Consider the following 23,937-nt stretch of genomic DNA (forward strand, 5'->3'; position numbering starts at 1 on the left):
ACGGCTTGCCCAGGCGATGGCGGCCCATACGGCTGCCATCGCGAGAAGCGATACTGCCGCCGACCAGGGGACCTGCTTGCTTTCGCGCATTGCCGGGACCTGGGTCAGGACCGCGACGACAGGGCCGAGAGACTGAGCCGCACCGGCAACATCTTGTAAGACGGGGTCTTGGCTTTGGCGTCGTGATGTGCCAGCGGAAAAAGCGGGTTCGCCTCGGGGTAATAGGCCGCGCAGCACCCGGCCGGAATCGCGTGCCGAGCAACCTTGAAGCCGGTGACGCGACGCGTTGTGGCGACGTCGATGGCAGTCGTCAGATCGACGAAATCGCCTTCTTTGAAGCCCAGTCTGCCAATATCCTCTTCGTTCATGAAGACCACCTTCCGCGTTCCCTTCACGCCCCGGTAGCGATCGCCGTATCCGTAGATTGTCGTGTTGAATTGGTCGTTGGAGCGCAGCGTGGCGAGGTTGAGAACCTCAGTGGCGCCTGGACCGATGTCGAGTTCGGGGAAGAGCCGCGGCGGCGTGATGAAATTGGCTTTCTGGTTGGGCGTCGTCCATTTGCGCTCCCGGGCCGGAACCGGTCTCGGAATGCCGCCCGGTTGAAACATGCGTTTGTTGAAATCCCTGAACGTTTCGGGATAGGTCGCTTCGATCGCGTCACGGATCTTCGAATAATCGCCGACCCATTCATCCCAAGGAACGCGGCCTTTGGTCAGCGTCGCCTTGGCTATGCCGGCGACGATGGCTGGCTCCGACAAAAGCTCCTCGCTTGCGGGCTTCGCCTTTCCGCGCGAGCCATGAAAATGCGCCACGGAACTTTCGATGGAGACGGCTTGCGGACCGCTTGCCTGTTCATCGATCTCGATACGGCCGAGGCAGGGCAGGAGATAGGCGACTTTGCCGTGGATGACGTGGCTGCGATTGAGCTTCGTCGCGATCTGTACGGTCAGGCGGAGTTTGCGCCACGCCTCCTCCATCGCCTCCGTTTCCGGGACGGCGCGCAGGAAATTGCCGCCGAGGCTGACGAAGGCTTTGGCGTCGCCCTCCAGGATCGCCTTGCAGGTGTCGACGGTTGAGCGTCCTTCCCATTGTGGCGGTTCGAACTGGTAGAGTTGCGCCAGTTTGTCGAGCGGCACGAGGTCGGGCTTTTCCGTTATCCCGACCGTGCGCTGGCCCTGCACGTTCGAGTGGCCGCGCACGGCGCAGATATTGGCGCCCGGCTTGCCGATATTGCCGCGCAGCAGCGCGAGATTGGCGACCATATGAACGTTCTGGACACCCATCACATGCTGCGTCAGACCCATGCCATAGACCATCAGCACTGCCTCCGAATGGGCATAGGTGCGGGCTGCCTGAATCATCTGCTCGCGGGTCAAGCCAGAAACACGTTCCAGTTCGGCCCAGTCATATCGGCGGGCGGCTTCGGCAAACTCCTCGAAACCCGACGTGTGCGTGTTGATGAAATCGTGGTCGAGAACATGCTTTTTGTCGGCCGCCGCTATGGAAGCGGCGAACGCCACTGCCGCGGCATTATCCGGCTTATGGGGCACGGCATCGGAGCCTGAAACCTTGCTCATGCCCAGTGCCTTCATCGCATCGTCGGCTTCGATCAAGGCTTTGCAGACGCCGAAGAGGGCCGCGATGTCGCCTCCGTTCTTCACCTGATAATATTCCGACGAAATCGGCGTCGACCGGCCGGTCAGCATCTGGCTCGGCATTTGCGGGTTGATGAAACGTTCGAGGCCCGGTTCGCGCAACAGGTTGAAGGTGACGATTTTCACGCCCCGATCGACGGCATCCTGCAGGTCATGCAGCATCCGCGGGGAAGAGGTGGCGACGTTCTGTGCCATATAGAAAATGCAATCGCAGTTCTGGAAATCGGAAAGGATTGCCGTGCCGACGGAGGCTCCGATGCTTTCCGGCAGGCCGACCGAGGAGCTTTCGTGACACATGTTGGAAGAATCGGGCAGGTTATTGCTGCCGAAGATGCGGGCAAAAAGCTGATACATGTAGGAGGTTTCGAGGGCGGCGCGCCCGGAGGTGTAGAAATCGACCTCACGCGGAGAAATTGCCCGCAGCTCCTCGCCGATTTCTGAGAACGCATCGCTCCAGTCCACCGGTTCATATTTGTCGGTCGAGCTGTTCCACCGCATCGGATGGGTCAGCCGACCTTGTTCTTCGAGATCGTGCTCGCTCCATTGCTCCAGCTCATGCAATGTGTGGGCTGCGAAGAAGGCGCGGTCGGCGCGGCGTGAAGTGACCTCCCAGGCGGTCGCCTTTGCGCCGTTCTCGCAAAACTCCATGGCATGGGGTTTTGCAGGCTTGGCCCAGGCGCAACTGACGCACATGTAGCCATCTGGTTTGTTGTGATGGGAAAGCAGCGACGGCCCCGAGCGGGGGACATGCTCGCGAAGAAGAATCTCTCCAAGAGATCTTGCCGCCGCCCATCCGCCGGCCGCAGGCGTGCTCTCACCAATAGTTGGCGGATGTTTCGATCGCGCTGACATTGATACCTCCCGATATCGGCGTGGGGATCCCGAATTTTTGCGACCCGAACTCTTCGAGAAACAAACTGTTCCAGATGACATGCCAAAACTGATGAGCGGGCGGTCGACAGTCGGTTAGGGGAGACGGGTGGCAATCGCCTGGCCATCTTAGCCGTGTCGCTTGTGCTCAGAGCTGCGTCAGAGCGTCGGCCTTCACCTCGGCATAGAGCTGTCCGCACATCGTCAGCGACCGCCGCATCGCTGCGACGCGATCTTCGGCGTCTTTGGCTGAATAGGCCCACACGTCGGTCGCCCAGCTCTTGCCGTCCATGTCGTACTGCAAGGCAAATTTATAGAGCGGTCGCGCATCTGCGTCGGTGTTGACGAAAGCTCGATCGGGTTCATCGTGGAGCTGGCGCGGGAAACTTACAACATTCACAACGTGCTCCTCGGGTTCAACTCGTCGCCAGGGCTCGAAAGACCGCTTTTCCTTGGACTAACCTGATCGCCCGAATTTCGTTCCCTGCGCACCTCGTCAGAGCAGGCCTACTCGCGGTCTGGCCCTTTCCTTCCGGCAACTTGCATCGCCGCGAAAAATCTATGATGTACACACGGATGATTTACATTCACGAGTTCGACTTCGGAAAGCAGAATGTCATGCTTACGACAAAAGTATTCAGGAATGGCAATTCCCAAGCGGTGAGAATTCCCGCCGATTTGGCTTACAGCCAGACCGAGATGGAGCTTCAAATCGAGCGCATTGGTGACGAGCTCCGCATCCGCCCGCTAAAACCCTCCCTGGAGGGCGTATTGGCGCGTTTCGCAAGATTTGACGACTCATTCATGGCGGAGGGGCGCGGTGATCAGGAGCAGGCCGAACGGGATAGGGCGTGGAGATCAATGCAACCCTCAGGTGGCGATGTAAAAGCTGGTTAAAACTGCGACGGCGCCAGCCAATTGGAAATGCGACGCTGGCATTGACGATCAGCCCCCCGACCGAACCGGCTGGGCCGGGTTGCAAGGGTGGGGAGGGGGGCGGATGAGACGCACCCCCGGCTTTAGACTAGCTTTGAGACTATGTCCGTCACATTCATTCCGCAGCCTCCACCCGCGCCAGCGCCTTCTGTCGTTTGGCAATCACCTCCGGATCGTTCATGAAGTCCTTGAACACACCTATCTATCGCAAGTCGCACTTCATCCTTGAACCCACCGGCTGGAGAAGCTAACCCAAGTGCATCATGCCTGTTTTGCAGGATAGGGGATCACCCATCTTCGCGCAAATGCGCCATAAATACCTCGGTCGGTGTCCTGTATCCGAGGCATTTGCGCGGCTGATCGTTGATATGGCGCGTCAGGTTGAGAAGGTCGTGTTGCGACACAACTGCCAAGTCTGTGGTGCCTGGCAGGAAACGTCGAATGCGCTTGTTGGTGTTCTCGACGGTTCCTTTTTGCCAAGGCGCACTTGGGTCGCAAAACCAACTATGCGCACCGATCCCTTCTTCCAAAGCCCTGAATCCGGCAAACTCGGTACCGCGATCAAAGGTGAAGCTTTGACGCGCGAAGGCCGGCAAAGGCGAAAACGCTCTGATGATCTTGTCCATGATCGGGCGCGAGTGCCGGCTCGGATTCTTGATGAGAACGGTATAGCGGCTCTTGCGCTCGACGAGGGAGGTGACATTGGCATGGCCGAGTGGACGTTCGAAGATGAGGAGGTCGCCCTCCCAATGCCCAAACTGCGATCTATCTCCAACAGAATCAGGACGTTGGGATATGCGGTGCGTGGCTGGAAAAACACCGTCGCGCGGCTTCCTGGAGCGCAGTGGACGACGTTTGCGGCGCGCTTCCGGTAGATACTGATAGAGACCAAGCCCATAATCTTCCTTGCTGTAGATAAAGCGATAGATTGTCTCCTTGCAAACGCGAACACGACTGAGGCCGTCCGACAGCAGGCGTCCGGCAATCTGTTCCGGAGACCAGCGAGCCTCCAACTGGTTGATGATCTGTGTTCGCAAATTCGGGTGACGCCGCAGCTTTTTCAGCCGGCGACGTCGGTCCTGCGCAATGTCGTTCGCAACCGTGCTGTAGTAGCCGTCGTAGTCCGGCAGGTCACGATCGCGAAACGTGTTGCGCTTGATCTCGCGGTAAATCGTCGAGCGGTGACGGCCAAGCTGACGGGCCATCTCGTTGACCGGAACTTTCGCCGCCACCAAGTGATGCAGGCGTCGGCGATCGGCGAGGGCAAGCTGCGTATAGCATCGGGACATGCCAAAATCTCCAAAGTGAAGCCATTGAAACCATTGGCATGTCGCACTTGGAAATAGAATGTACCGGCTACAAGGCGAATCTGGCATAAGCTGAATTATGGAACAGCGGCACAAGTGGCGACCTCCAAAGCTGGAGGTGAGCGTTCTGTGGCACAAAGCGGTGAGCCGCCGTACTCAGCCCTCGCGTTCTATTTCGACAAGGGCATCCTCAATTGCGTTGAGCAGCATATCGGCATTTTCGCGAGAGAAAGGGAGCGGCGGCCGAATTTTGAGAACATTACCATTCAGTCCTGAAGCACTTATCAACACACGCCGTTCGCGAAGCTCGCTCACAACTTTCAACGCGACGGCGCTATCTGGCTCGCGGCTGTCCTGATTGCGTACAAACTCCAATCCGAGAAACAGACCGCTGCCCCGGACATCTCCAATCGAACCGAACGTCTCTTTCAGGCTCTTCATTCCTGCGCGCAGGTAGTCCCCTGTCTTGCGCGCATTTTGCATGAGATTTTCGCTCTCGATAACGTCAAGTACAGCCGAGGCAGCAGCCAAGGAAACGTTGTTGGCCCCAAATGTGTTGAAGTAACGTATATCCCGGCCGAAACACTCCTGGATGTCCGACTTCATAATGACCGCTGCGATTGGCATTCCGTTACCCATCGGCTTGCCTGTCACTGCAATGTCCGGGATGACTTCGTGACGCGCGAAACCCCACATGTTTGTGCCCATTCGCCCAAAGCCGGGCTGCACGTCGTCAGCGATATAAAGCACGCCGGCTTTTTTCAGCACATCGACGACGGGTTTGAGGAAACCGGGCGGATCGGCAAAAACGCCGTCCGAGGAAAAGATGCTGTCGGCGATAAAGGCGGCCGGCGTGATACCCCGGCGGCGCATGTGGCCGATCGCTTTGGCGACGTCGTCCGCCAATGCCGCGCCGACATCGCGACCATTGGCGCGATAGGTGTCGGGCGCCGGCACTGTCAGCACATGCTGGCCAAGGGGTACGCTGTCGCCGAGCAACGGCGAGATTTCCGCCGCCGAGGCCGTCACGCCATGATAGGCGTTCTCCGTAGTGATGATACCGGTGCCACCTGTGTAATGGCGTGCCAACCGCAGGGCCAGATCGGCCGCCTCGCTTCCGGTGCAGGTGTACATGACACGGTCGAGTTCGGCCGGAAATGTCGCCAAAAGCCTTTCTGAGTAGGAGAGGATTTGCTCGTTCAGATAACGTGTATGCGTATTGAGTTGCGACGCCTGGTAACTTATTGCCTCCACAACGTGCGGGTGGCAATGACCGACCGACGGCACGTTATTATAGGCGTCGAGATAGGCTTCTCCGTCCGGCCCATACAGCCATACGCCCTTGGCCTTCGTGACATGGACCGGGTTTTCATAAAAGAGCCGATACGACGGTCCGAGTAACATCTGTCGGCGCTCGATCATCTTTCGCTCTCGCTCCGGCAGGCTGCCGAGCCGTGCCGAGTCGAAACCATTGACCATGGGTGCGCTCGGCTTGGGGGAAACGGTTTTTTTCATGCTTGTGATCACCGATTGGCTTCGCGCAGTCTTTCGACAGCGACGGTTCTTGGAACCGCGTCAAGGCGCGCCAATTGCGCCCAAACGCCCGCACTTTGGGTGGTCAAGCGCTGAGCGTGCTCGGGGAACAGCCGTGCGCGCCATCTCGGAATACAAAGCCGCATTACCAACCGCATGACCGCTGCCTTGTAGATGAGGGGGATTTCGGCGTCGGACAGGGAGCATTCGCTGCGATATCCCCCGATAAGATCGCACATCGCCCCTATCGGATCAGATTCATCCCCGATCTGATAGGCAGCAGCGACCCCCACGTCGAAAAGCGTCGGGGCGTGCACCATGTCGCCAAAATCGATGATACCAGTGATCGTATCCGGCATTGTCGTATCGACAAGGATGTTTTCCATGTTGAAGTCGTTGTGGATGACCTGGGCATCCAACGTATTCATGATCGGCACAATCGCCGTCTCGAACTCGTCGATCGCATTTTCGAGGCGTGTTCGCTGATGTAGATCGGCAAATGTCGGCAGGGCTTCGCGCATCCCTACCGCATGTTTCAAATCCCAGCTGATGCGATGTGATGCGGCCTCATGCGAAAAGCTCTTTCAAGGCCTTTTGCAAACGTCCTAGCATTGTGCCAACCCGCCGCCGCTGCAGAGGAGACTGTGGCGCGGTCCGTTGAGCAACGCCCGGCGCGAAGGTGACCATGCGTACGCCGCGTTCGCTGCCGTCGTCCGTCACAACGCGAAAATCCGCAGCTCCGTCACGTGTGCGAATGACACGCTGGGTAGGAATTCCCGGATCCACTTCTTCCACATGTAAGAGCGCTAAGCTGTGCATGGAGGTGACGAGAGGATCCTCTGCAGGATTGAGGATTTTTAGAAGATAGGCCGTACCATCCTCGAGCAACAGGTGAAAATTACTGTCCTTCTCGCCCCACAGCCATGTTGCGCGACCAGCAAGGCCATAATGGTCGCACGCAATTTGTTGCGCTTTGTCACATGACACCGGGACAGAAGCAGTTTCCAGTTCGGCGCCGAGCACACCAGTCTTGGATTTTTTTTGTAACACCGACATTCTCCACCTCTTTAGGTAGGTCTTTTGAAATTTTTCGGGCCTTCTGAGGTCAAAAATCGAATTATGTCGCTTCGGTCACTAGCTTTGTATGGAAGTAGCTTTCCATTGCCTCGGCCCCGCCTTCTGAACCATAACCGGAATCTTTGATGCCGCCGAATGGCAGCTCGGGAAGCGCTAGTCCGTGGTGGTTGATAGAAAGCATGCCGCTTTCGATGTCGCGCGCAAGCTCGGCGCTCGTCTTGGCCGAAGTCGTGTAGGCGTATGCAGCCAGCCCGTATGGCAAGCGGTTGGCTTCCGCAACGGCAGAACCGTAATCCGAAAATGCGCTGACGATCGCCATCGGACCGAAAGGTTCTTCGTTCATCACGCGCGCGTCTTGTGGAACATCCGTCAGAACCGTCGGCTGGAAGAAATTGCCGAGATTGCCGATCCTTTTGCCTCCGGTTGCAATCCGCGCGCCGCGCATGACGGCGTCGGCGGTCAGTGCTTCCATTGCTTCGACCCTTCGCGCGTTGGCAAGTGGCCCATGGTTACGCCGTCGCGCATTCCATCGCCGACATTGACTGCCTCGGCCGCCTTGACGAAGCCGTCGAGGAATTTTTCAAAGACCCGTTCCTGGATGAGGAAGCGCGTTGGGGCCACGCAGACCTGGCCGGCATTTCGAAACTTCGCACCGGCCAAGATCCTGACCGCAAGATCGATATCCGCATCATCGAAAACCAGAGCCGGCGCATGGCCGCCAAGTTCCATCGTGACGCGCTTCATGTGGGCGCCGGCGAGCGAAGCCAACTGCTTTCCGACCAGCGTCGATCCGGTGAAGGAGATCTTGCGGATGACGGAATGCGGGATGAGGTGATTTGAAATATCGCCCGGAATTCCGAAAACCAGATTGAGGACGCCCGCCGGCAGGCCGGCTTCGGCGAAGGCGCGAACAAGTTCGGCGCAGCTTGCCGGCGTCTCCTCCGGCCCCTTCAAAATAATGGAGCAGCCGGCCGCAAGGGCCGCCGAGACTTTCCGCACCGCCTGGTTCAGGGGGAAGTTCCAGGGGCTGAAGGCCGCCACCGGACCGACAGGCTCCTTGACCACAATTTGCCTGACATTGGTCGCTCTCGGAGGGATCAGGCGGCCGTAGCTACGCCGAGCCTCTTCGGCAAACCAATCGATAATGTCGGCGGCGCCCGCCGTTTCAGCCCTGGACTCTGCCAGCGGCTTGCCCTGCTCCAAGGTCATCAGTCGCGAGATTTCCGCCGAACGGCCGCGCAGGATCTCGGCCGCTCGCCGCATCAGCTTTGCCCTCTCGAACGGACTGACTTGCCGCCATTGCTCGAACCCCGCGGCGGCGGCGGACAGCGCTTGGTCGAGATCATTCCTGCCGGCATTTGAAACGCGGCCGATGACCTCACCTGTGGCGGGATTGACGATGGAAAGGCGGGCGTTCGAACCGTCCCTCCAGAGGCCATCAATGTAAAGCTGGGTATCCGGATAAGCCGGCATTTCGCGCTCCATTGCCGTCAGTAGCCGAGCGCGCAACCATCTTTTCGATGATCGGAACCGCCCAGCAGAACATTGTGTTGATCGTCAATCCAGATTGCCTGGGCGCCGCCGATCGCCCAATTCGGCGCGACAACCTTGAAACCGCGCGCTTCGAGATTGTCACCAATGGAGGTTCGAAGACGCGCTTCGGCCTCGACCGTCGCCGTGCCGGGGAGCGGAAAGAGCCGAGGCAGATCGATCGCGCTCTGGATATCCAGACCGAAGTCGAACAGCTTGGAGAGGACGTGGGCGTGGCCCATTGCCTGATAGTGCCCGCCCATCACGCCGAATGACAAAACGGTTTTGCCGTGGCGTGTCACCAATCCGGGGATGATCGTGTGCATAGGCCTCTTGCGCGGTCCTATCGCGTTTGGATGGCCCTGTTTCAAGCTGAAGCTCTGCCCGCGATTGTGGAACAACACGCCGGAGTTTGGCGCCATCAGACCGCTTCCATAGGAATGGAAGATGGAGTTGATGAAGCTCGCAACATTTCGGTCCTTGTCGACAACCGAAATATAGACTGTGTCGGCATGCGCGACACCGTCGAGAGCCGCCGTGGTGTCGGCAACTTCGTTCATATTGATCTTGGCCGCAAGACTATCTGCGAGTTCATCGGACAACAGGAAATCGACCGGAACATCCGATACCGAGGTGTCGGCTATCCACCGATCGCGGGCTGCGTAGGCCAGTCGAGTGGCTTCGATTTCGATGTGCAGATTATCAGCGTCAAGCGGATCGCCCGTGCGTTCAAAACGCTCAAGGATCCTCAATATCATCAGAGCGATGATACCCTGCCCGTTCGGCGGGCATTCATGCACCGTCCAGCCTCGGTAGGTCGCGCTGATCGGCTTCACATATTCGCCGGCGGTAGATGCAAAATCCTCAAGCGTATGGAGCCCGCCAAGCGAATTCAGCCGCGCCACCATGTCTTCCGCCACGGGGCCGCGATAGAAGCCGTCACGCCCCAGGGCTGCTATCGTCTCCAGCGTTTGGGCCAATTCCGACTGACGTTGAACCGATCCCACAGGCGGCACTTGGTCATCGGCCAGGAAAATGCGGCGCGTCGAAGAATCGCGCAGCAACAATTCGCGTTGATTGGAGATGTCGGCGGCAACTCGCGGAGTGATCCCGTAGCCATCGCGCGCCAACGCTATCGCGGGAGCGAGAATTTCGGAGAGCGGCATCCTTCCGTGATCTGCGACCAGACGCGCCCATGCATCCACCGCACCGGGAACGGTCACCGCATGCGGCGACGATCGCTCGAGCGAGGTTATGCCATTGTCCCGATACCACTCGAAGTGCGCGGCGGCCGGCGTGCGGCCGGAGCCGTTATAGGCAATGACATCATCATTGCCATTGGATGCGAGGAGCGCAAAACAATCACCGCCGATGCCGGTGGATCCGGCCTCGACCACGCATTGCACGGCACAGGCACCCACCGCAGCGTCGATCGCCTTGCCGCCGGCCTTGAGGATATCGATCGCAGTCAAAGTCGCCGTAGGATGCGATGTTGCTGCCATCCCATTGCGGCCGACAGCTATCGATCTTCCCGGCATTTCGAAATTTCGCATGTCTTCGATTCCCTTGCTCAGTAGAGGCCGGTCGCCCGGGCCCATGTGTAAGTGTCATCCAACGCACGGGCAGAGCGGTCGAACAATTCGTTGATCTGTGCTTCGGTAATGATGAGCGGAGGGCAAAGCGAGTAGTTGTCGCCAAGTGCGCGGGTGATGACGCCGTGGACCTGGGCCTGCTTGCCTGCGTGAATGGCAATGCCGTCCGTCGGCTTGAACGGCTCTTTGGTTTCCTTGTTGCGAACCAGTTCGAGAGTCCCGATGAGGCCGCGGCCGCGGGCGTTCCCAACGAGCGGATGGTCGCCAAGCTCCTTCAACCGCCTCTGGAATACCGGGGCGATATCCCTGACATGACCGACAATGTCGCGCTCCTCATAGATTTTCAAGGTTTCCAAAGCGACAGCGGTTGCAACGGGATGGCCGCTATAGGTGAAACCATGTCCGAATGTTCCGATTTTCTCGCTCTCGGCAACGACTGCGGAATGGACCTTTTCATTGATCATCAGTGCGGATATCGGCTGATAGGCGGCCGAAAGCTGCTTTGCCATGACGATCATATCGGGCCGAAGCCCGAAGCTTTCGGAGCCGAACATAGTGCCGAGCCTGCCGAAGCCGCAGATGACCTCATCTGCGATCAGCAGCACGTCGTATTTCTTGAGGATCGCCTGAATCTTCTCGTAATAGGTCGGCGGCGGGACGATGCAGCCGCCTGATGCCATCAACGGCTCGGCGAAAAATGCACCGATGGTTTCAGGCCCCTCGGCGAGAATCATCTGTTCGAGCGAATCTGCACAGCGCGTCGCAAACTCCTCTGCCGTTTCGCCCGGGCGGCCGTAACGATAAAATTCCGGACAATCCGTATGCAGGACCCGATCGATAGGCAGATCGAAATCGCGATGGTTGTTAGGAAGTCCCGTCAGGCTGGCCGAAGCGATCGTCACACCGTGGTAGGCTCGCATCCGCGAGATGATTTTCTTCTTTTCCGGCTTGCCGATGGCATTGTGATAATACCAGACAAGCTTCATGGCCGTGTCGTTGGCCTCGGAACCCGAATTGGCAAAGAACACCTTCGACATCGGCACCGGTGAAAGCTGGATGAGCCGGTCGGCAAGCTCGACCGCGGTCTCGTGCGTCTTGCCGCCGAAGCTGTGATAGAAGGGCAATTCCTTCATCTGGCGGGTTGCCGCGTCTACCAGCCGCTGTTCGCTGAAACCCAGCGAGGCACAAAACAGCCCACCAAGCCCCTCTATGTATTTATTGCCGTCGCTGTCGATGATGTGGATCCCCTCCCCCTTGGCAATCACCAGCGGGCCGTCCTTCAAATGCTGCGAAGCGTTGGTGTAGGGATGAAGAATGAAGGCGGCGTCGCGGGATTCGAGGGAGTTGAGAAGGATGGTCACAGTGGTTCTCCAAAATGATCGTGTGTTTCGATGGCGACGCTGGGCCGGTCAGCCGGCGCGACCTCTCGGTGCGCCGGCTGCCAATCGCTGCCGAAATGCGAGCGCTGCCGCTTGATCAATCAAGCGTCGTCTTCATCCACTTCTGGGCGAGTTTGTTGATCGTGCCGTCCGCTTCGGCAGCTTCGATCGCCGCGTCGAACATCGACTTCAGGACGGTGTCGTCCTTGCGAAGGCCTGCCGCGATGCCCTGGCCGAAGACCCCGCCTTTGAAGGTGGGGCCGGCGATCTTGTAGTCTTTGAAGTCTTCCTTGCCGAGCGTTGCATTCAGTGACGTCTTCTGCGCAACGACGGCGTCGATACGACCGGCCTGAAGGTCGAGATCATGCTGTTCGACGGTCTTGTATTCCCTGGGATCGACAACACCCTTGAAATAGGCATCTAGAAAGGCCGCGTTGGCCGTCGACACCTGGGCGCCTACGGCCTTGCCCTTCAGGGCGTCTCGAAGCGGCTGCAATTCCTGCTCGACCTTCGCTTTGTCGCCAGCGAGGTCAACCGTCGTTCCGGTTCCCGGCAGATTTGCGAGAGGGCCGGTTTTATCGACCATGAAGGCGGCCGCCGTCGAAGCATAGGGCTTGCTGAACGATATGACGGCAAGACGCTTCTCGGTAACGATCATCGACGCCATGATGGCGTCGAACTTCTTCGCAGTGAGCGATGGAATCAGCCCGTCCCAATCCTGGGCGACGATGGTGCACTTGATCTTCATGCGAGCGCAGAGGTCGTTGGCAAGATCGATCTCGAATCCTGCGAGCTTGCCGTCGGGGCCGGTAAAATTCCAGGGCTCGTATGCGCCCTCGGTTGCAATGGTGATCTCCGTCGGTTTTGTCTCCGCGGCGGCGACGCCAGCCGACAGCACGCCAAGCAGAGCGGACATCAGCAAAAGTTTTGATAATTGCATATTGGCATTCCCCTTTTGTTGCACCCTGCCCTTTTCCCAAAGCAAGGCTGTTGCAGACTCCGCGCGTCCGGCGATTTGCTAGGACGCGCGAACCTTGATTGCCTCGGCCGCAAGGCAGAGGAGCTCGAATAAGACCTGAGCGGCAATTTGCGCCGTGTTCGAGGTAGGGTCGTATTGCGGAGCGATCTCCACGACGTCGCCGCCGACGATGTTCAAACCTGAAAGACCGCGCAGAATTCCAAGCGCCTGGGCGGATGTCAGCCCACCGACCTCCGGCGTCCCTGTGCCGGGCGCAAAGGCCGGATCAAGAGAATCGACATCGAAGCTGACGTAGGTCGGGGCTGATCCGGCGATTTCTCTCGCCTTTGCGATCACGCCCCTGGCGCCGAGATCGGCGACTTCCTCCGCATGGATGACGGTCATGCCCGATGCATAGGAGAACTCCCACAGATACTCGGAATTTCCTCGAATTCCGATCTGGATCGTCCGTCTGGGGTCAAGAACACCGTCGAGAACCGCCTGGCGGAATGGCCCGCCATGATGGAATTTGCAGCCCTCAAATGACCCGCCCGTATCGCAATGCGCATCGATGTGGATCATCCCCACCGGCCGTTGCCTGCCGATGGCCCTTAGAATGGGAAGGCTGACCGAATGGTCGCCGCCGACCCCTAGGGGCACGACTCCAGCCCTTATCAGGCGGTGGACAAATTGCTCAATATCCTGGTGGGACGCAGCAAGATCAAAACGGCTTTTGAACGGGACATCGCCCACGTCGGCAACGCGTGCATTTGCAGTCGGGACGGCTCGCAGAACATGATTGTAGGGCCCAACGCGATCGACGTTGCGTACGGCCCTCGGTCCGAACCGCGCACCCGATCGGTTCGTCACCCCGAGATCCATGGGAATTCCGAAAAGCGCGATGTCCATATCCGTGAAATTGGGTGCGGCATCGGGACGATACGGGGCCTTCAATAATGTCGGAAGGCCACAATAGGGCGCCTGACGGCTATCGCCGTCACCAAAGACCAGTTCGGCGACTTTTCGAAACTCCTCATCGAACATTTCACCGCCCGAAGAATTCAAGTAGCGCTTCCGCAATTCGTCCAGGCTGAGAATCTCCGGCATCGGACCTCCATATGTTCTGCCCCATCAGGCAGCGATCACAAAGCAAACTAGGACCATTGCTTGTTGTCGCCAACATTGTATACATAATCGTATTCTTCTTGATCGGGCAAGAGAAAAAACGTTAAGGTGAATTCGCCGGGACCCGGTGAATGCACCAGAGATGGAAGGGGAATTGATTGGCACCGACCAAAACGGAACAGCGGGGATCGTTGCGCGAAAGCACCTATTCGCAATTGAAGGACTTGATCCTCAGCGGCCAACTTCGCCCCTCGGAGCGCCTTTCTGAGGTTACGCTTGCCAAACGCTTCGGCGTCAGCCGAACGCCGCTGCGCGAAGCTCTGATGAAGCTGGAAGAGGAAGGGCTTGTCGTCGGGCAGCGGAATTTCGGTTACACGGTGACCGATCTCGACGTCACCAAATTCTGCAATCTCCTAGTCGTTCGCGAAGCGCTCGATGTTTGCGCGGCACAGCTCGCCTGCGAGATGGCGACCGAGGAAGACCTCGATCGGCTTCGCGACGTCATCATCCAGATGGTGGAACTCAAGGAAACGACCAACGAGGCGCCATCGGACGCCGCGCGCAATCTCGATCTTGGATTGCACATCCATCGCGTGATCGTCGAATCGACCCGAAACGAGGCCCTCGTGAGGGCGACGGATCAAATTTACCAGCAGCTTCGCCTGGCGCTTTGGCTCGAAGTGCTCTGGGTTGACCTGGAGCACACCGATCTCGACGAGCATCGGGCAATCGCGGACGCCATCTGTGCACGCGACAAGGAGGCTGCCGCGATCGCAGCTCGGGCGCATGTCCAAAGCTCGCTCAAGAACATGTCGAAGCTTCAGCGCATTTGGGCGCACCGGCGCGCTGCCGAGTGAAGCAACCCTGATCTGTCATCAAGAGGTCCACGCATGGCATTTATCGGTAGTTACCTGACTCTCATCGGTTTCGGACCAACCGGTTGGGGGTGGCTGCTTCTGACCGCGGTGGCCATGACGATCGGTGTATCCGTCTGCGGCTTTCTGGCTGGAACGGTGATCGGCTCGGTCGTCACCTTCATGCAGCTGTCCCGCCACATGGCACTCCGCTGGCTTGCCGACTGCTACACCACAATCCTTCGCGGCGTGCCTGACCTTCTGGTCATCTATCTCTTCTATTTCGGCGGCAGCGCATTCCTAGGGACTGTCGGCGGCCTTTTCGGGTATCAGGGTTTTATCGGAATGCCGGCATTTTTGACCGGGACGCTGGCGCTTGGCGTCGTTTCGGCGGCCTATCAGGCCGAAGTATTTCGCGGAGCCTACAGATCGGTTGCACGCGGCGAAATCGAAGCCGCCACCGCCGTCGGCATGCGGCCGTGGCCCAAATTCAGGCGTATCGTCGCGCCGCTCGTCCTTCGTTACGCCATTCCCGGCCTTGGAAACACCTGGCAACTCGTGCTGAAGGAATCGGCATTGATCTCCGTCACGGGCCTTGTCGAACTGCTGCGCCAGTCGCAGATCGCTGCAGGCTCCACTCGCCGGCCATTCGAGTTCTACCTGTCGGCGGTCATTCTCTACCTCGTCGTAACCTGGTTCTCCTCGATTGTGTTCAAACGAATGGAAGCTCGAACGACCCAAGGCGTGAGGAGAGCGCTATGACGGATATCGGCTTCATGTGGGATACGTTTCTCACGCTTCTGACCGGTGTGCCGCTAACCCTCGAGCTTGCGGTCACTTCCATTCTGGCAGGCAGCATCCTGGCGCTTGCGATCTCGCTGCTGGCGGTGACCGGCGGTGCAATCGGACAAAACATAGCCGGTGCCTACGTCTTCGTCTTCAGAGGTTCGCCTCTGCTCGTCCAAATGTTCCTGATCTATTATGGTCTCGGCCAGTTTCGGCACGGATTGCAAGACCTCGGGCTCTGGTGGTTCTTTCGCGAGCCCTATTGGTGTGCGGTGCTGGCGCTTACTCTGAACACGGCCGCCTACTGCAGCGAAATTTTCCGCGGTGGCCTCAGGGCCGTCTCCAGCCCGGAGATCGAGGCGGCACGCGCTTGCGGCATGTCGAGCGTTCTCCTGTTCAGACGAATCATCCTGCCAATCGCCATCAGGCATGCGCTGCCCGCCTATGGCAACGAGATCATCCTGATGATCAAGGCAACAGCCCTCGCGTCTGTCATTACGATCATGGAAGTCACCGGCCTTGCTGGAAAACTAATCGCCGACAGCTTCCGCGCTTTCGAGATCTTCATTGTCGCAGGCGCGATCTATCTCGCGATCAACTTCATCGTCACCCGGATGCTCATGGTGATCGACTTTTGGCTTTCGCCGCACATGCGCATACGGCTGCAATCTTAGACGGGAGTGACTATGTCTGACAGGGGAACAGTTCTGGCAAGCGACAACAAAAACAAGAGCGCTGCCGTTTCGGTCAAGGACCTTCGCAAATGCTTCGGCCCGTTGGAAGTCCTGAAGGGGGTTTCGCTGGAAGCGCATGAGGGAGATGTGATTTCCATTCTCGGTTCATCCGGCTCCGGAAAGTCCACGATGCTCAGATGTCTTAATATGCTTGAAGTCCCCGACAGCGGAGAAATCAGCATCGGCGGCGAGATATATTCTCTGAAGAAAGTCGGACATCGAACGGAGCCTGCTGATCGCAGGCAAGTCGATCGCATGCGCGAACACATCGGCATGGTATTTCAAAGCTTCAATCTCTGGTCGCATCTGACCATCCTGGAGAATGTGATAGAAGCGCCGGTGCACGTACAGAAGCGAAACCGCGCGGAATGCGTTGCCGAAGCCGAAGCTCTACTCGAACGGGTTGGTATCGCCGACAAGCGAAACTTCTATCCAGCGCACCTCTCCGGCGGGCAGCAACAACGCGCTGCAATCGCTCGCGCACTGGCCCAGCGCCCAAAGGTAATGCTATTTGACGAGCCGACTTCCGCACTCGATCCCGAACTCGTCGGCGAAGTGCTCAAGGTTATGCGCTCCCTTGCCGAGGAAGGTAGGACGATGCTTGTCGTGACGCACGAAATGGCTTTCGCGCGCGACGTGTCCAGCAAAGTGGTGTTTCTTCACAAAGGTGTTGTGGAAGAAACGGGCACGCCTGCTGAACTCTTCAGCCGTCCGCGATCCGAGCGGTTTCGGCAGTTTCTTGCCAATGAGCGAAAGTGACGTAGGAGACTGCAACTCGTTTGACAATGCGACCTGGGTTCCATGTCGATCCAGCGATCATGCTTGTTGCTGTTCCGATGGTTGTGGGAACCGTTGCGATCACCATCCTCCACGTCAAGCATGCTTTGAAAGAAGGGTCGTGAAATCGCGCGCCGAGAACCCCTTGCGCCCTTCTTGATCCACCCCTTAAAGAGTTGCCTGCGGAGAGAACAAGGCGCTGTTGGTTCTCGTACCCGGTTACATCAGGACAAGCACCTGATCGTGATCACGCCGCCATGGTGCGGACGTTGTGTCTAGGCTCAACGGCCCGAGGGGGTTGACGGTCGAGAGTGAACTGATTGACCAGTTCGCGCAGTCTGCTCGCCTCTGCCGACAAGGAAGCGGCCGCTGCGGTGGATTGCTCGACCATCGCGGCATTCTGCTGAGTGGACTGGTCCATCTGATTGACGGCCGTATTGATTTCGGCAAGTCCGGTGGACTGTTCACGCGCAGACGTAGCAATTGCGTCCATCAACTGATTGATTTGAGACACTTGCTCGCTGATTTCGTTCAGCGACTGGCCAGTCTCGAGAACCAGTCTTACGCCGGTGCCGACTTCGGCGGAGGACTTTTGGATAAGGCCCTTGATTTCCTTCGCCGCCGTCGCTGCGCGCTGGGCAAGCTCGCGAACCTCCTGGGCAACAACCGCAAAACCTTTGCCGGCTTCGCCGGCCCGTGCTGCCTCGACGCCAGCATTCAGCGCCAGGAGGTTGGTTTGGAAAGCAATGTCGTCAATGACGCCGATGATGCTTGATATCCGCTCCGAGCTTTCCTCTATCCGCCGCATCGCCTGTTCGGCGTGAGACACAACGGCAGCAGAACGTTCTGCACTGACATTAGCCACCTGGGCGACAGTGCGAGCCTCCTCGGTTCTCTTCGAGGCGGTCGTCACATTGGCGGTAATCTCATCGAGGGCTGCCGCAGTTTCCTCCAGGGAAGCTGCCTGCTGTTCGGTCCGCTTGGAGAGATCTTGCGCACCGGACGCGATTTCGCATGTTCCGTTGTCAATGCTGTGCACCGTCTGCAGTACAGCACCAATGGTTGTGCCGAGTTGTCGAAGCGAAGCATTGAAATCCCCACGCAGCGCCTCGTATTCCGGAGCGAACGGCTCCGCCAACTGGAAAGAAACGTCACCGCCCGCAAGGCGTCTCAATCCATCGCCAAGCGTAGTTGTCGCAAAGCGCAACTGCTGTGCTTCCCGTTCGGCGCGCTCCTGTGCGGCAGCGCGCGTCGCCTCCGACTGGCTTCGCGATGCAGTTGCTTCCTGCTCCAGTCGAAGAACATTGATGGCGTTCTGTCGAAACACCTCCACTGCTCCTGCCATTGCCCCGATCTCGTCGCCACGCCCAGCGTAGGGAATTTCGCTTTGCAGATCTCCGTCGGAGAGGATCGTCATGGCAGAGGCAATTCGGCGGATCGGATTGGCGATGCCGAAGACGGCAAAGAGCGCTCCGGCAGAGGTGACCAGAATAGAAAGGGTGGCAATCAATGCCGTGGTCGTGAACGCGTTGCCCGCGGTTGCATTGCTTGTGGTCACATATGTTTCGGTCTGTCCGAGAATGAAGGCCACCAGGTCCGCAATCTCCTGGCTCACCAGATCAGATTGTGCCTCCATGTTCTGCCGAAAGAGACTGCTTGCCTCGGCGGTCTTGCCGTTGTCCTGCAGTTGGACCATTTGCCCGGCGAGCTCACTATATTTCTTGAGCCCTGACTTGACGTCATTGATCAGCTCGCGACCTTTCTCCGTCCGGACGCCCGCCACATACTCTTGGATTGCCCGCTCGACTGCGGCTTTCGTCTCGTCGATCAGCTTCGCCTCGGCGGCCCGCTTCTCCGGCGACGCCTCCAACAGGTAGCGCGCATAGGCGAGCTTCAGATCAGAGAAGTTGCCTTTGATATCTCTGGCAGTGATCATCCGCTTCATCCAGAAGCCGCCAATCTGCTGAGCGCTGTCATTCAGTGTCGAGATTGTGCTGAGGGAATTATACGATAGAACAATCAGGAAGGCACAGATAACAGACAAAACGGCAATAAGGGTCTGTTTGACGGTGGGGCGTTTCATACAATTCTCCAGTACTCTAGGGCGGGCTATACAGCTCAGATAACCTGAAGAATTCGCGCGAGTCGCTAATTTAGGATTAACTTTAAATAGTTCGGCCGTCGCTGCTTGAATAATTTATGTCGCTTACAAACGAAGCGTAGCAAAGTGCTCTTCGCTGCTATCAAGGGTATGTTAGTGGCGACTCAGGTGTGATCGAAAGGCTCGGCCGGCAACGGCCTCGTGCCTGACTGTGCCGTCGATCCGCTTCCGTCTCCACGCGCTTTGCGGCTTCAGTATCAAGAGGTCACCGGTGATACCTCATTCGCGCGCCGCCACGGCGCGGTCGCGGCCAGCCACTGTCGCGTGCGGGCCTCGGGATCCGCGTTGCGGGTGATATCGGTGACCACGGCAGCACTGTCGGCGCCTTTTTCCAATACCAGCGGCGCGCGTTCGGCGGTGATCCCGCCGATGGCGACGAGCGGTATCGCGCCGACACGCTGGCGCCAGTCGGAAAGACGTTCAACGCCTTGCGGCGCCCATTTCATCTGTTTGAGGATCGTGGGCCAGACCGGCCCGAGCGCAACATAATCCGGCTCGGCGGCCAGCGCCGTCTCCAGCTCCGATACGTCGTGGGTGGATAGGCCGAGCCTCAGGCCGGCGCGGCGAATGGCATTCCTGTCGGCGGCCATCAGGTCTTCCTGGCCGAGATGAACGAAATCGCATCCTTCATCGATCGCCAGCTTCCAATAGTCGTTGACGACCAATTGGCAAGCCGCTGCCGCGCAGGCAGCCTTCGATCGCCGGATCTGCTCGCCAAGCACGGAGTCCGGGCAATCCTTGATGCGCAGCTGGACGAGTTTGACGCCGAGCGGCACGAGACGCTCGACCCATTCGGCGTTGTCGACGATGAGATAGAAGGGGTCTAGCTTCATGAGAAGACTGCCTTGCCGATGACGGGAGTGGATGGGACGGCGATGTCGCGTGGCTCCAGCGGTATTGCGCCATGCGCCAGACGGCCGGCATCGATTGCAAGCGCGAACGCCTCGGCAATGCTGGCGGGATCTCCGGCGCCGGCAACGGCGGTGTTGAGAAGGACGGCATCATAACCGTACTCCATTACGGTGGCGGCGTGAGACGGGCGGCCGATGCCGGCATCGATGATCAGCGGCACATCCGGAAAGTGCGCCCGGAACGCTCGCAGCGCCATCGGGTTCAGCGGCCCCTGAGCGGAACCGATGGGCGCGCACCAGGGCATCAGCACGCGGCAGCCGGCTTCCAGCAGCCTTTCGGCGACGACAAGGTCATCGGTCGTATAGGGGAAGACCTGAAAGCCCTCGCCGGTCAGGATGCGGGCCGCCTCGACAAGGCCGAAGACGTCAGGCTGCAGCGTATCGTGATGTCCGATAACTTCGAGCTTGATCCAGTCGGTGCGGAAGACGTCGCGCGCCATCTTCGCCGTCAGCACGGCCTCCTGCACGCTGTGACATCCGGCCGTATTCGGCAGCACATGCACGCCAAGCTCGCGGATCAGGTCGAAGAAGGCGCCGCCCGCTTTGCCGCCGATGGCTTCGCGGCGAAGCGAAACGGTGACGATCTCGGTCTTCGAGCGCTTGACCGCCTCGGCAAGGATAGCTGGAGACGGATAACGGGCGGTGCCGAGCAGCAGTCGGGAGCGGACTTCAACATCATAAAGTTTCAGCATCTCAGCCACCTTGCATGGGGGAGAGAATTTCGATGCGGTCGCGTTCTCCGAGTCTGAAATCGCCGCGGTCCTCACGGTGCACCAGCTCGCCGTTCACTGCGGTCGCCAGCCATTCGCCTTCGTAGTCGAGAGCGAGAAGAAGATCCGCGAGCGTCGCGGCCGCGACCTCCTGTTCCTCGCCATTGATGATGAAGGTCATGATGCCTTCCTTTCCGAGTGCTTGTCTTTTCCAAGAAGAAGCCGCGCCACCTCCCCTGCCATGGCCGGCGCCAGCAAAAAGCCATGACGGTAGAGGCCATTGACATGGAAGGTGCGCCCCTCCTGCGTCACCCGCGGCAGATTGTCGGGATAAGCCGGGCGCACGCCTGCCCCGGTTTCCGTAACCCGTGCCTCGCCGAAGGCAGGATTGAGGGTATAGGCGGCATTCAGCAACTCCATCAGCGAACGCGCGGTAATCGGGCCGATGTCGTTGCTTTCGATCATCGTCGCCCCGATCATGAAGCGATTTCGCTGGCGCGGCACGATATAGATCGGGTGGCGCGGATGCAGCAGGCGAACGGGACGGGAGAGAGAGATCTCGTTCGTTTCGACGCAAAGCATCTCTCCGCGAACGCCGCGCAATCCGGGCAGACGGCCGATCTGGGCAGCCCCGGTGCAGTCGATCACGCGATCGTAACGGGCAAGGTCGGCATCGCCCCTGACGCCGAATGTGAGGCGCATGCGAGCTTCCTCAAGTCCGGCGGCAAGCCCGGAGAGCGCCTGCCGCGGATCGAGATGCGCTTCCTGCCGGAAGAACAATGCCCTGCGGAAGCGGCCGGCGAGATCCGGTTCAAGCGTCGCGATCGCCGGCTCGTCCAGCCATTCCCATCCGCTTGTCCGGCGGCAAAAGCGGTCGAGTTCGCCGGCATCTCGCCCGGCCGCCACCACAAGCGTCCCCCGGCGATTGACATGGCCGGGCAGCGCTGCCTCCCACCAATCGGCGGCAAGACGGCCGAGCGCCAGGACCGGCTCGTCTGCGCTTTCCCTTTCGCACCATGGAGCCAGCATGCCGCCGGCAAAGCCGGAAGCACCGGCGCCGACCTGTTCGGCTTGCTCAGCGACGCTGACCCGGAAACCGTGCCGATGGAGCTGCCAGGCAACGGTGAGGCCGGCAACGCCGGCCCCCTTGACGAGAACATGCATCGTCATTCTCCGGCAAGCGTTTTCGCAGCGTCGGCGACCGGCATGTAGAGGTCGCCGCCATCGCGATACCTGGCGGCCATGGCTTCCAGTCCTTCTTTCTGCGCCTCGGCGCGAATATCGTGGGAAATGCGCATGGAACAGAATTTCGGGCCGCACATCGAACAGAAATGCGCCACCTTGTGGGCCTCCTTCGGCAGGGTCTCGTCATGGAAGGAACGCGCCGTATCCGGGTCGAGGGAGAGGTTGAACTGGTCTTCCCAGCGGAATTCGAACCGCGCCCGCGACAGCGCATCGTCACGGATGCGGGCGGCCGGATGGCCCTTGGCGAGGTCGGCGGCATGCGCGGCAATCTTGTAGGTGATGACACCGGTCTTGACGTCGGTGCGGTCGGGCAGGCCCAGATGCTCCTTCGGCGTGACGTAGCAGAGCATGGCCGTGCCGAACCAGCCGATCATCGCGGCTCCGATGCCGGAGGTGATGTGATCATAGCCCGGTGCGATGTCGGTCGTCAGCGGTCCGAGCGTATAGAAGGGAGCCTCGCCGCAGACCTTGAGCTGCTTGTCCATATTCTCCTTGATCTTGTGCATCGGCACGTGGCCAGGGCCTTCGATCATCACCTGGCAATCCCTGGCCCAGGCAATCTTGGTCAGTTCGCCGAGGGTTTCGAGCTCGGCAAATTGCGCAGCGTCATTGGCATCGGCGATCGAGCCCGGGCGAAGGCCGTCTCCAAGCGAGAAGGAGACGTCATAGGCACGGCAGATGTCGCAGATTTCCTCGAAATGCTCGTAGAGGAAGCTCTCCTTGTGGTGATGCAGACACCACTTGGCCATGATCGAGCCGCCGCGTGAGACGATGCCGGTGACACGATTGACGGTGAGCGGAATATAGGCAAGCCGCACGCCCGCATGGATGGTGAAATAATCGACGCCCTGCTCGGCCTGTTCGATCAGCGTATCACGATAGACTTCCCAGGTGAGATCCTCTGCAATGCCGTTCACCTTTTCAAGCGCCTGGTAGAGAGGCACCGTTCCGATCGGAACCGGCGAATTGCGAATGATCCATTCGCGGATGTTGTGAATGTTGCGGCCGGTGGAAAGGTCCATAACCGTGTCGGCGCCCCAGCGGATCGCCCAGACCATCTTTTCCACCTCTTCCGCCATCGACGAGGTGACCGCCGAGTTGCCGATATTGGCGTTGATCTTCACCAGGAAATTCCGGCCGATGATCATCGGTTCGGATTCCGGGTGGTTGATGTTGGCCGGAATGATTGCCCGGCCGGCTGCGATTTCCTGGCGCACGAATTCGGGCGTCACGAAATCGGGAATATCAGCGCCAAAGCTCTCGCCGTCGCGCGCGAGCGCCTCCTTCGCGGCCTGCCGGCCGAGGTTTTCGCGGATGGCGATGAATTCCATTTCCGGCGTGACGATGCCGGCGCGCGCATAGGCGAGTTGCGTGACGGCGCGGCCTGCTTTTGCCTTCAGCGGCGTGTTGCGAATAGGGAATTCCGGCGTCAGCCGATCGCCTGCGGCAAAACCATTATCTTCAGGCTTCACCACCCGGCCTACATAGGCTTCGACATCGCCGCGCGCTCTGATCCAGTTCTCGCGCAGACGCGGCAGCCCGGCGTCGATCGAGACCGTATGTGCCGGGTCGGTATAGGGACCGGAGGAATCATAGACCGTGACCGGCGGTTCACCGGAGGTCGGGTGAAGGCTGATTTCGCGCATCGGCACGCGCAGATCAGGATAGAGCGTTCCGGGCTTGGCGATCTTGGTCGAGGCCGGAAGCGGGCCGGTGGTGACGACCGGAGTAAGCTTGGGTGCGACGATATTCATGGGCGAGGCTCCAAGGTTTGACGTTTGGAGACCCAGTTCCAGT

At 59.2% G+C, this 23,937-nt stretch carries 21 protein-coding genes and 1 pseudogene; 5 read left to right on the plus strand and 17 right to left on the minus strand.

Going from position 1 to position 23,937, the window contains the following annotated elements:
* Window positions 1–104 precede the first annotated feature (104 nt).
* The gene (locus NXC14_RS29115; protein ID WP_085781492.1) at window positions 105–2,507 is read right to left on the minus strand and encodes an FdhF/YdeP family oxidoreductase; all 2,403 of its coding nucleotides are present in this window, start codon (window positions 2,505–2,507) and stop codon (window positions 105–107) included.
* Window positions 2,508–2,673: 166 nt separating this feature from the next.
* Window positions 2,674–2,925, minus strand: coding sequence for a hypothetical protein (locus NXC14_RS29120; RefSeq protein ID WP_085781493.1), 252 nt, complete (start codon window positions 2,923–2,925; stop codon window positions 2,674–2,676).
* A gap of 218 nt (window positions 2,926–3,143) precedes the next feature.
* Between NXC14_RS29120 and vapB the strand changes: the two genes are divergently transcribed.
* Complete coding sequence (gene vapB / locus NXC14_RS29125) at window positions 3,144–3,422, plus strand: type II toxin-antitoxin system VapB family antitoxin (protein ID WP_085782043.1); 279 nt, start codon at window positions 3,144–3,146, stop codon at window positions 3,420–3,422.
* A gap of 326 nt (window positions 3,423–3,748) precedes the next feature.
* Here the strand turns inward: vapB and NXC14_RS29130 are convergent, their stop codons facing one another.
* The 9 genes and pseudogenes from NXC14_RS29130 to speB all read right to left on the minus strand — a co-directional run bounded on the left by NXC14_RS29130 (window position 3,749) and on the right by speB (window position 13,944).
* On the minus strand, window positions 3,749–4,750 hold the full coding sequence (locus tag NXC14_RS29130; RefSeq protein WP_085780658.1) for an IS30 family transposase: 1,002 nt from the start codon (window positions 4,748–4,750) through the stop codon (window positions 3,749–3,751).
* Between the two features lie 174 nt (window positions 4,751–4,924).
* Window positions 4,925–6,247, minus strand: coding sequence for an aspartate aminotransferase family protein (locus tag NXC14_RS29135; RefSeq protein ID WP_085781494.1), 1,323 nt, complete (start codon window positions 6,245–6,247; stop codon window positions 4,925–4,927).
* Window positions 6,248–6,291: 44 nt separating this feature from the next.
* Entirely contained in the window at window positions 6,292–6,822 is a 531-nt protein-coding gene (locus tag NXC14_RS33750; protein WP_245362253.1) for a phosphotransferase, read from the minus strand.
* Window positions 6,823–6,868: 46 nt separating this feature from the next.
* Window positions 6,869–7,357, minus strand: coding sequence for a hypothetical protein (locus tag NXC14_RS33755; protein ID WP_245362254.1), 489 nt, complete (start codon window positions 7,355–7,357; stop codon window positions 6,869–6,871).
* A 61-nt stretch (window positions 7,358–7,418) separates the two neighbouring features.
* A pseudogene (locus NXC14_RS29145) lies at window positions 7,419–8,851 on the minus strand (NAD-dependent succinate-semialdehyde dehydrogenase).
* A gap of 17 nt (window positions 8,852–8,868) precedes the next feature.
* Window positions 8,869–10,461, minus strand: a complete 1,593-nt coding sequence (gene ggt / locus NXC14_RS29150; RefSeq protein WP_085782044.1) for a gamma-glutamyltransferase — start codon at window positions 10,459–10,461, stop codon at window positions 8,869–8,871.
* A 17-nt stretch (window positions 10,462–10,478) separates the two neighbouring features.
* Window positions 10,479–11,861 carry an aspartate aminotransferase family protein gene (locus tag NXC14_RS29155; RefSeq protein WP_085781495.1) on the minus strand — a complete coding sequence of 461 codons (1,383 nt, stop codon included), beginning with the start codon at window positions 11,859–11,861 and terminating at the stop codon, window positions 10,479–10,481.
* Window positions 11,862–11,976: 115 nt separating this feature from the next.
* On the minus strand, window positions 11,977–12,819 hold the full coding sequence (locus NXC14_RS29160) for a transporter substrate-binding domain-containing protein (RefSeq protein WP_085781496.1): 843 nt from the start codon (window positions 12,817–12,819) through the stop codon (window positions 11,977–11,979).
* 78 nt (window positions 12,820–12,897) lie between these two features.
* Complete coding sequence (gene speB, locus NXC14_RS29165) at window positions 12,898–13,944, minus strand: agmatinase (RefSeq protein WP_085781497.1); 1,047 nt, start codon at window positions 13,942–13,944, stop codon at window positions 12,898–12,900.
* Between the two features lie 176 nt (window positions 13,945–14,120).
* On the opposite strand from speB, the gene NXC14_RS29170 reads away from it, so the two are divergent.
* The 4 genes from NXC14_RS29170 to NXC14_RS29185 are packed head-to-tail and all read left to right on the plus strand — an operon-like array spanning window position 14,121 to window position 17,095.
* Entirely contained in the window at window positions 14,121–14,819 is a 699-nt protein-coding gene (locus NXC14_RS29170) for a GntR family transcriptional regulator (RefSeq protein ID WP_085781498.1), read from the plus strand.
* Window positions 14,820–14,852: 33 nt separating this feature from the next.
* A complete protein-coding gene (locus NXC14_RS29175) occupies window positions 14,853–15,578 on the plus strand; it encodes an ABC transporter permease subunit (protein ID WP_085781499.1) in 726 nt (241 codons plus the stop codon).
* Entirely contained in the window at window positions 15,575–16,276 is a 702-nt protein-coding gene (locus NXC14_RS29180; RefSeq protein ID WP_085781500.1) for an ABC transporter permease, read from the plus strand. The genes NXC14_RS29175 and NXC14_RS29180 overlap by 4 nt, the downstream gene beginning before the upstream one ends.
* 12 nt (window positions 16,277–16,288) lie before the next feature.
* On the plus strand, window positions 16,289–17,095 hold the full coding sequence (locus tag NXC14_RS29185) for an ATP-binding cassette domain-containing protein (protein WP_085781501.1): 807 nt from the start codon (window positions 16,289–16,291) through the stop codon (window positions 17,093–17,095).
* Between the two features lie 265 nt (window positions 17,096–17,360).
* Here NXC14_RS29185 and NXC14_RS29190 read toward each other — a convergent pair whose 3' ends face one another.
* The 6 genes from NXC14_RS29190 to thiC form a co-directional block, all read right to left on the minus strand.
* Window positions 17,361–19,196 (minus strand): HAMP domain-containing methyl-accepting chemotaxis protein, encoded by a 1,836-nt coding sequence (locus tag NXC14_RS29190; protein WP_085781502.1) that lies wholly within the window; start codon window positions 19,194–19,196, stop codon window positions 17,361–17,363.
* Between the two features lie 275 nt (window positions 19,197–19,471).
* The gene (locus NXC14_RS29195; RefSeq protein ID WP_085781503.1) at window positions 19,472–20,107 is read right to left on the minus strand and encodes a thiamine phosphate synthase; all 636 of its coding nucleotides are present in this window, start codon (window positions 20,105–20,107) and stop codon (window positions 19,472–19,474) included.
* Window positions 20,104–20,877, minus strand: a complete 774-nt coding sequence (locus NXC14_RS29200; protein WP_085782045.1) for a thiazole synthase — start codon at window positions 20,875–20,877, stop codon at window positions 20,104–20,106. Before NXC14_RS29200 ends, NXC14_RS29195 begins: the two co-directional genes overlap by 4 nt.
* Before the next feature lies 1 nt (window position 20,878).
* Window positions 20,879–21,076, minus strand: coding sequence for a sulfur carrier protein ThiS (thiS, locus tag NXC14_RS29205; RefSeq protein WP_085781504.1), 198 nt, complete (start codon window positions 21,074–21,076; stop codon window positions 20,879–20,881).
* Window positions 21,073–22,059, minus strand: a complete 987-nt coding sequence (gene thiO, locus NXC14_RS29210; RefSeq protein WP_085781505.1) for a glycine oxidase ThiO — start codon at window positions 22,057–22,059, stop codon at window positions 21,073–21,075. The genes thiS and thiO overlap by 4 nt, the downstream gene beginning before the upstream one ends.
* Before the next feature lie 2 nt (window positions 22,060–22,061).
* A complete protein-coding gene (gene thiC, locus NXC14_RS29215; protein WP_085781506.1) occupies window positions 22,062–23,894 on the minus strand; it encodes a phosphomethylpyrimidine synthase ThiC in 1,833 nt (610 codons plus the stop codon).
* Window positions 23,895–23,937 lie beyond the last annotated feature (43 nt).

The sequence above is a fragment of the Rhizobium sp. NXC14 genome (assembly GCF_002117485.1).
Taxonomy (GTDB): domain Bacteria; phylum Pseudomonadota; class Alphaproteobacteria; order Rhizobiales; family Rhizobiaceae; genus Rhizobium.